Raw genomic sequence first — 8861 nt, forward strand, 5'->3', positions numbered from 1 at the left:
GGCAGCGTCGCGATGACGGCGTTGACGGCGCCGGTGCCGTTCGCGGCCGGGCAGACCGCGCCGCCGGCGGCGCTGCAGCTCCAGGCGAACGCGGTGATGCCCGCGGGAACCGGATCGCTGACCGCGGTGTTCGGTGCCGCGACCGAGCCGGTGTTCGTGACGGTCACCGTGTAGTTGATCGTGCCGCCCGGCGTCAGCGTCGCCGTATCGGCGGTCTTGGTCACGCGGATTTGCGGCCCCGGCGGCGTGCTGACCGAACTGCTGCACGGCGGCGGCGTGTTGCCCGGCACGCAGAGGCCGCCGGGCGGACTGGCGCTCGCCGTGTTCGTGATCTGCTCAGGCGGCGTCGCGCTGACGCTTGCCGCGACCGTGTAGGTCACGTTCGCAGCGGCGGGCAGGGTCGCGATCGTTTCGTTGATCGCGCCGCTGCCGCTCGCGTTCGGGCAGATCGCGCCACCGGCGCTTGCGCAGGTCCAGTCGAACGTCGCGATACCCGGCGGAACCGGGTCGCCGACGACGGTATTCGGTGCGGCCACGGATCCCGCATTGTTCACAATGATCGTATAAGTCACCGTGCCGCCGGGCGTCAGCACCGTCGTGTCGGCGGTCTTGGTCACGCTGACCTGCGGCCCCGGCGGCGTGCTGACCGAGCTGCTGCACGGCGGCGGCGTGTTGCCGGGGGCGCAGACGGCGTCGGGCGGATCGACGCTGACGGTGTTCGTGATCTGCGCCGGTGGCGCCGCGCCGACGGTCGCGGTGACGGTGTAGACGACCGAGGCGCCGGCCGGCAGGGCCGCGATCGTCTGGCTGATCGCACCGGTGCCGGCCGGATTCGGGCACGCCGTGCCGGCACAGGTCCAGTCGAACGCGGCGATGCCCGCGGGCATCGGATCGCTGACGAGCACATTGGTCGCGGCGACGGCGCCGGCGTTGCCGACGGCAACGGTGTAGACGACGGTGCCGCCGGGCGTCAGCACGTCCGTGTTCGCGGTCTTCGCCACGCTGATCCGAGGCACGGTCGGCGTCGTCGTCGTCGACGCGCACGGCGGCGCGGTATTGGCCGGCGCACAGACGCCGTCGACCGGCGTTGCGGAGGCCGTGTTCGTGATCTGCGCCGGCGGCGCTGCGTCGACGGCGGCCGTGATCGTATAGGTCGCGACGCTGCCGGGCGGAAACGGCGCGATCGTGTCGGCGAGCGCGCCGCTGCCCGCCGCGGTGCACGCCGCGCCGCCGCTGGCCGTGCAGGTCCAGTCGAACGCAGTGAGGCCGGCCGGCAGCGGATCGCCGACGGTCGTGCCGTCGGCGGGCACGCTGCCGGTGTTGCTGACGACGACGGTATAGGTCAGCGTGCCGGACGGCGTCGCAAAAAAATCAGACGTGGACTTCTGCACAGATATAGTCGGCGCGGCCGGCACTGTCGCGGCCGAGGTGCACGGCGGCGGCGTGTTGCCCGGCGCGCAGACGCCGCCGGGCGCGGGTGTCGCCGCGGCGGTGTTCGTGACGCTCGCCGGCGGAGCGTCGGCGACGGTCGCGGTGATCGTGTAGGTCGCCGTCGCGCCGGCCGGGAATGCCGGGAGCGTGTCGTTCAATGCGCCGCTGCCGCCGGCGGCGCAGACCGCGCCGCCGCTCGCGGTGCAGGTCCACGTGAACGGCGTCGTCAGTCCCGCAGGAATCGGATCGCTGACCGTCGTGCCGCCGGCATCGGCATTGCCCGGATTCGTGACGACGACGGAGTACGTCACCGTGCCGCCGGGTGTGGCCTGCGCTGCCGTCGTGCTCTTGTGTAGCTGGACGATCGCCGCGGCGGGCCGCTGCACGTTCGCGCGGCAGGGCGGCGCGGCGTTGTCGGGCGCGCAGAGACCGCCGCTCGCGGGCGGCTGCGCTGTCACGACGTTGTCGATCAGCGCCGGCGGATTCGCGGCGACCGTGGCCGTGACGGTGTAGTCGAGCGATCCGTCGGCCGGCAGGGTCGCAATGGTCTCGGCGATCGCACCGCTGCCGCTCGCATTCGGACAGACCGCGCCGTTCGCGGCCGAGCAGGTCCACGTGAATGGCGTCGTGAGTCCCGCCGGTATCGGGTCGCTGACGACGCTGCCGTCCGCCGGCACGAAGCCGGCGTTGCCGACGGTGATCGCATAGACGACGGTTCCGCCCGGCGTCAGCACGGCCGACGACGTCGTCTTCTGCAGATCGAGCACGGGAACCGGCGGCGTCGACACGCTCGCCGCGCAGGGCGGCTGCGTGTTGCTCGGCGAACAGGTGCCCTGGTTCGGCGGCGTCGCGCGCGCCGTGTTCGTGATCGACGCCGGCGGATTTGCCGACGTGACCGCGGTGACGGTATAGGTCAGCGAGCCGCCCGCCGGGAAGACGAGCGCGGTCTCGCCGATGCCGCCGCTGCCGCTCGCATGCGCGCAGGCGGCGCCGCCGCTCGCCGCGCAGGTCCACGCGAACGACGTGATGCCGGCAGGCACCGGATCGTTGACGAGCGTGCCGGCGGCGCTGGATGTCCCCGTATTGGTGACGACGATCTCGTAGGTGATCGTGCCGTTCGGCACGACAGCCGTCGCCGAGGACGTCTTCGTGATGCTGACGCTCGGCGGACGCGTCAGCGTGACGGCGCTCGTGCAGGGCGGCGCCGTGTTGTTCGGAAAGCAGGCGCCGTTGTTCGCCGGCGTTCCGCTCGCGGTGTTCGTGATCGACGCGGGCGGCGACGCGGACACGGTGGCGTGGATCGTATGAATGATCTCGCCGCCGGGCGGAAACGCGGCGGCGACCTGGTTGACCGCGCCGCTGCCGCTGGCCGTCGTGCACGTCGCGCCGCCGCTGCCGCTGCAGGTCCATGACGTGAAGGCGAGTCCGGCGGGAACCGCGTCGGCGATGGTCGTGCCGTCGGCGCCGCGGTCGCTGACGTTGCGCGCGAGGAGGGTGAAGACGACGTTCGCATTGGGTACGAGCACCGCTGTCGATGCCGTCTTCTGCAGGCTCATGATCGGCACTGGCGACAGCGCAGCGGCCGCCGTACACGGCGGCGCGCTGTTGGCCGGCGCGCAGACGCCGCCGGGCGGCGGTGTCGCGCGTGCGGTGTTCGTCACGAGCGTCGGCGCCGCCGGACTCACGACGGTCGCTGCAATGGCAAAGCTCACGCTGCCGCCGGCCGGAAGCGTCGCGATCGTCTCGGCGATCTCGCCGCTGCCGCTCGCGTTCGGGCAGGCCGCGCCGCTGGCCGCGGTGCAGGTCCAGGTGAACGGCGTCGTCAGCCCGGCCGGGATCGCGTCGCTGACGGTGGTGCCGTTCGCGGCGACATTGCCGGCGTTCGTGACGACGACCGTGTAATCGACCGTGCCGCCGGCTACGAGACTGGTTGTACTTGTGGTTTTGTTGACACGTATCTTCGGCGCCGCCGGCAGCGCGACGCTGTCGGCGCAGGGATCGGCGTTGCCGTTCTGCGCGCAGGTTCCGCCGCCGGCCGGCGCGGTGATCTGTGCGGTGTTGACGACGCTCGCGGGCGGATTCGCCGCGACCGCGGCCTGGATCGAATACGTCAGGCGGCTGCCGCGCGGCATCGTCGTGATCGTGGCGCTGATCGCGCCCGAGCCGGAGGCGACGGGACAGACGGCACCGCCGAAGGCCTGGCACGTCCAGCCGAAGGCCGTGACGCCGGCCGGCAGCGCATCGCTGAACGTGAACGGCGATGCGGCAGTGACGCCGGCGCTGCCGGCATTCGTGAGGTTCACCGCATAGTTCACCGTGCCGCCCGGCGAAGCCACGGTATCCGGCGTGCCCTTGTCGATGCGTATCGCGGGTCGCGCGGCGATGACGGCCGTCGCGACACACGGCGACGGCGAATTGCCCGGCGCGCAGTCCGCGTCGGCGAGCGTCGCCGTCGCGGTGTTGGAGAGGCTTGCCGGCGGCACGGCGGCAACCGTCGCCGCAATCGTGTAGACCAGCGTGCCGCCCGCGGGGAAGCTCGCCACGGTTTCGCTGATCGCACCGCTGCCGCTCGCGTTCGGGCAGGCGGCGCCGCCCGAAGCGGTGCAGGTCCAGCCGAACGCCGAGATGCCTGCGGGAACGGCGTCGGCAATGACGGTGCCGCCGCCGTCGACGCTGCCGATGTTGCTGGCGGTGACGGTGTAGGTGACCGTGCCGTTCGGCACGAGCGTCGTCGTCGGCGTGCTCTTCTGGAGGCTGAGCTGCGGGCGGATGTCGAAGATCGTGTAATCGAGCGGATTGCTGCCGGGCGAACAGGTCTGGCCGTTGCCGAGCTTGATGCCGGCGCCGAAGTTCGCGAGTGTCATGCGCAGCACGTCGGGCGGGCTGTGCACGGGTCCGTCCGACAGGATCTGCAGGTAGGGCGTCAGCGGAATGCCGGTGGCCGCGGTGCCGTCGTAGGTGCCGGCCGGAATCGGCACGGTGACGGTGGCCGTGCCGGTCGACGTCGAATAGTGCTGGCCGAGCACGGCCGTTCCGCCGAACGCGATGTCGACCGAACTGTCGGCGGCGAGCACGCCGCTGAGCGTGAGCACCGGGAGATTCGCGCCGGGTATCGTTTCCGGACCGCTCGAGGACGCCGAGCTGAACGTGACCACGGTCGCGAGACCCGCGAGGTCGAACGCGTCGAGGAAATTGCCGGCACTGATGCTGCCGGACGCGGACGTGACCGCGCCGACTTCGAACGTGACTTTCTTCGGAACCGCGTTCGTGTTGCTCCAGGCACCGCGCCAGTGGCCCCAGCCGTTGGCGTCGGACGTGAACGGCGGCGCGAGGGCCGAGGAACAGGTCGCGCTCGCGGCCGCAGCGCCCGCGAGCAGCGTGCAGGCGTGGTCCGAGGCCGCTGTCGCATTGCGAATGCTGTTGTCGGAGAACTGCGCAATGTCGGCACCGTCGATCGTCAGCTTCGCGACGTCAGGTGCCGTCGGACCGATCGGTGCGGGGTTCCGGACATGGTGCGCGAGCGACCACTGGAAGGATTCGCCGGGAAACACGCAGATCGACTGCGACACGGTGCCGCTCGTCCAGGCATTGAGTTCGATCAGCGTGCTGCCCTCGAATGCCGGGAAGTCGTACGGGCCCGCGCTTCCCGCGGGACCGCGATTCCAGTTCTCGAACGCGTTGAACTGGTCGGTCGTCGACCAGCCCGGCGTCGTGCCGTTCGCGCGCATGACGCCGAGCGCGCCGCCCGAACCCGGCGTTTCGAAACCGCCGTTGACGAGATAGCGCTGGAACGGCGCGCCCTGGATCACGCGGATTTCGTTGAAGCCGAGCTGTCCGTTGCCCGTGCCGCCGGAGTTGTCGAGCTGGAACACGCGGATCCACGCGGCCTTGCGCAGACCGGTCGGAATCGTCAGCGTGGTCCAGGTCGCGCCGGCCGCGGTACCGCCGTTGACGCTCGAGGCGGCTCCCGTCGTGCCGTTCGCGCCGTTGGCATAGGCGAGACGGTAGTAGCGCGCATTGGCGTAGACCGCCGCGGGATTCGCGGGCCGCGGCAGCGACGAATCGCCGGAGACGATCAGCAGCCAGCGATCGGTACTGCGGCAGCAGGTCGCGCCGGTGTTGTCGAGCACGATGCGCTCGATCGGATGGTCGCCGAGCAGGTCGACGTCGACCCATTGGTTCGCGATGCCGTTCGTGCCGCTGACGCCGGTCAGACAGAAATCACCCGCGGTTCCGTCGACGCAGTTGGCCGCGGCCGAACCCGCGGCCGTGCTCGACATCGTGACCGGCGCGCCGAGCGCGAGGTTCGTGCCGGGCTGCGCCAGCGCTTCGCTGCCGCCCAGCGCCAAGCCGACGATCGCCCCGATCAGCGCGAACACCGTGCGGCACCGAGATGCGCCGATTTTCGCAGCAGCCCCCAAGCCCTCAGAACTCCGACGCATCGTGTCTTTCTCCGCCACTGTTCAACACCGTATCGATACGCGGACGCACGAACGCCCGTCGGCAATCGCCATACGCGAACGCACCGCAGACAAGGAGACGCCATCCGGAAGAAGCCCAAAAACAGGCATCGGCGCGCCGTGGCATTCGCGACGAGGCATCGTAAAAATCCGCCCGCCGACCGACAGCCGGATAATCCTTCAGCGCCCCGTTGCAGAAGCCGCAATGGAGAAAATTGCGACATACGCTCAAATTTTGAGACGCACGCTCAAGCGTGCCGGCGAGCCCGTGCCGGCATCGACCACGGTCGTTGCGCACGCGGCGACCGTAGTGCGATGAACGGGCGCGCGGCACGACGCGATACTCAAGCGAATGCCTGCACCTGCGACTCTCGCCGCGCACACCGTGCGGAATCGCATGCCGACGTCATGCGTATGCAGCATCGCCAGCGAACCGGCACGATCGCCGGGCCGGCGTGGACGCGCGGCGCCGCAGCCTGGCGGATCCGGTCGCGATAGAGCCACCGGCGCCGATGAATCGAATAGCCGGCACCTATCGACTCGATCGCATCAATTGATTTCTCCGATGGAAACGGGACCGTGATACTCGCGGCCGGGAGAGCGGCAGTCCTCGATTCACCCGCTTAGAGGGATGCCATGTATTCAACGAAATTCGCGCGCGTCGGCCTGGCCGTTGCCCTGGCCGCATTCGTGCCGGGAGCACACGCGCAAGGCCGCCTCACGCGCGACAACGGCGCACCGGTCGGCGACAACCAGAACTCGCAGACGGCGGGCCCGAACGGACCGACCTTGCTGCAGGACGTACAGCTGATCCAGAAACTGCAGCGCTTCGATCGCGAACGCATCCCCGAGCGCGTCGTGCATGCCCGCGGCACCGGCGCGCACGGCGAGTTCGTCGCGACCGCGGACATCACGAACCTCACGCGCGCCAGGGTGTTCGTCAACGGCACGAAGACCCCGGTGTTCGTGCGCTTCTCGACCGTGATCCACGGCCAGCATTCGCCCGAGACCCTGCGCGATCCGCGCGGCTTCGCGACGAAGTTCTATACCAGCGAAGGCAACTGGGATCTCGTCGGCAACAACCTGCCGGTGTTCTTCATCCGCGATGCGATCAAGTTTCCGGACATGGTGCATTCGCTGAAGCCTTCGCCGGCGACGAACATCCAGGATCCGAAGCGCGTGTTCGATTTCTTCTCGCACGTACCTGAAGCAACGCACATGCTGACGCGCGTGTATTCCGACCTCGGCACGCCGGCCGGCTATCGCTTCATGGACGGCAGCTCCGTGCATGCCTACAAGTTCGTGAACACCGCGGGCGACTATCGCTACGTGAAGTTCCGCTGGGCGACGAAGCAAGGCGTAAAGACGCTGGACGCGAAACAGGTGGCCGAAGTCCAGTCGCGCGACTTCAATCACCTGACGCGCGACCTCGTCGACGCGATCGCGCGCAAGGACTTTCCGCAGTGGGACCTGTACATCCAGGTGCTCGAACCCAAGCAGCTCGCGGGCTTCGATTTCGATCCGCTCGATCCGACGAAGATCTGGCCCGGCGTGCCCGAGACGAAGATCGGCACGATGACCCTGAACCGCAATCCGGCGAACGTATTCCAGGAAACCGAACAGAGCGCGTTCGCGCCGGCGAATCTCGTGCCGGGCATCGAACCGTCGGAAGACCGGCTGCTGCAGGGCCGCGTGTTCTCGTATGCCGACACGCAGCTCTATCGCATCGGCGCGAACGGCCTGCAACTGCCGGTCAACCGGCCAGCCGCGGCGGTGCTCAACGGCAATCAGGACGGCGCGGCGAATTCCGGCGCGACGACGACCGACGTGAACTACCAGCCGAGCCGGCGCTTTCCGATGAAGGAAACGGCGGACGCGAAGTACAGCGCGCTGCCGCTGTCGGGCGCGACGCAGCAGCAGCGCATTCCGCGCACCCTGAATTTCCGCCAGGCCGGCGAGTTCTATCGCACGCTCGATGCGACCGCGAAGAGGAATCTCGTCGCGAATCTCGCGGGCGATCTCGGTCAGGTGCAGGACGCGCAGACCACGCTGATCATGCTGTCGCATTTTTACAAGGCCGACGCCGACTACGGCACGCGGCTGACGCAAGCGGTCAAAGGCGATGTCGCGCAGGTGCGCCTCGCCGCGGAATCGCTGGTCGAGTGACCGGCGATGGCCCGGCGTCGCCGCAAGGCCGCTCTCCCAGGACGGGGCGGCGATGCCGGGCTACTTGCGTGATGGGGGGTTTCTCGAAGCCTTCCCCTTCCTGAAAGCCCTCCCCTTCAGGGTTTTTCCGCCGCTGATTTTCCGCATTGAGGAATTCCATGCGCACTAACATCGCGATCGCGCTGATGGCATTCGGCCATTTCACGCAAGCCGCCGAACCCGCACTCACTCTGGCGCAATCCCAAACCTATCTCTTCGACGCTTCCCGCGCGGGCCGCACCGAGCTCGTGCTGGATCTCGTGAAAGCCGGCACGCCGATCGACGCGACCGACGCATCGGGCTACACCGCGCTGATCCTCGCGGCCTACAACGGCAAGCGCGACACCGTCGACGCGCTGCTGCGCGCCGGCGCCGATCCGAACGTCGGCGACCGTCGCGGCAACACGGCGCTGATGGGCGCGATCTTCAAGGGCGAAGAGGCCATCGTGCTGCGCCTGCTCGACGACGCGCGCACGCAGGTCGACGCGCGCAATCGCGCGGGACAGACCGCGGCGATGTTCGCCGCGCTGTTCGGCAAGCAGAGCGTCATCGACCGTCTCGCGGCGCGCGGCGCCGACCTCGGCGCGGCGGATGCGGCCGGGCAGACGCCGCAGAAGCTCGCACAGCAGCAGGGCAATGCGGCGCTCGCGCAGCACATCGCGGAGCTGGCTGCGAAGGCGGACGTCGCCCGCTGAGCGCCCATGTCAGCACGCCGCGCGTTCCGCGCGCGGCCGGCGCTTCGCGAACGCGCAGGCGACGCGGCTC

The 8861-nt window shown here is 69.4% G+C and carries 3 protein-coding genes; 2 read left to right on the forward strand and 1 reads right to left on the reverse strand.

The window, feature by feature from the left end:
• On the reverse strand, positions 1–5810 hold a 5810-nt coding region (locus tag VLF18_RS11730), incomplete at its 3' end, for a DUF7507 domain-containing protein (RefSeq protein WP_325279808.1).
• Positions 5811–6527: 717 nt separating this feature from the next.
• Between VLF18_RS11730 and VLF18_RS11735 the strand changes: the two genes are divergently transcribed.
• Positions 6528–8057 (forward strand): catalase, encoded by a 1530-nt coding sequence (locus VLF18_RS11735; protein ID WP_325279809.1) that lies wholly within the window; start codon positions 6528–6530, stop codon positions 8055–8057.
• Positions 8058–8215: 158 nt separating this feature from the next.
• Positions 8216–8791, forward strand: coding sequence for an ankyrin repeat domain-containing protein (locus tag VLF18_RS11740; protein WP_325279810.1), 576 nt, complete (start codon positions 8216–8218; stop codon positions 8789–8791).
• The last annotated feature ends 70 nt before the right edge of the window (positions 8792–8861 follow it).

Source organism: Tahibacter sp. (assembly GCF_035481375.1).
In the GTDB taxonomy this organism is placed as follows: Bacteria; Pseudomonadota; Gammaproteobacteria; order Xanthomonadales; family Rhodanobacteraceae; genus Tahibacter.

Bases quoted from the DNA above. Each gene is read 5' to 3' on its own strand.
- VLF18_RS11740 (WP_325279810.1), top strand. From the start codon at position 8,216: ATGCGCACTAACATCGCGATCGCGCTGATGGCATTCGGCCATTTCACG.
- VLF18_RS11735 (WP_325279809.1), top strand. From the start codon at position 6,528: ATGTATTCAACGAAATTCGCGCGCGTCGGCCTGGCCGTTGCCCTGGCC.